This is a genomic window from Vibrio qingdaonensis, from assembly GCF_026191675.1.
In the GTDB taxonomy this organism is placed as follows: domain Bacteria; phylum Pseudomonadota; class Gammaproteobacteria; order Enterobacterales; family Vibrionaceae; genus Vibrio; species Vibrio qingdaonensis.
This window is the reverse complement of record NZ_JAKRRY010000210.1, coordinates 1-243: the sequence shown is the minus strand read 5'-3', so window position 1 is coordinate 243 and position 243 is coordinate 1. Positions and strand designations below refer to the sequence as shown.

The following is a 243-nucleotide window of genomic DNA, read 5'->3' as shown; positions in this document are numbered from 1 at the left end:
TCCTAAGCGGGTAACCAACGGTATCCACATTTTTGCATACTCTTCAAACTCAGATACTTTGAAAGGGTCGATAATATACCTAACGTAACATGTAACCATTGTGTTCAATTCCTTTTGATTGATGAGCACCTAACGCCTGCTTAAGTGGTGAGTAACGTACCACTCAAGCTAAGTTTTACGCCGTAATCACTCAAGCCTAAATTAACGCTAAAAGTACCAAGCGTTACGAATCTGCTTGAAGCA

The 243-nt window shown here is 40.3% G+C and carries 1 pseudogene; it reads right to left on the bottom strand.

Annotated features, from left to right (window positions below):
- Nucleotides 1–99: pseudogene (locus MD535_RS26060) on the bottom strand (NIPSNAP family protein); the annotation flags it as partial.
- Nucleotides 100–243 lie beyond the last annotated feature (144 nt).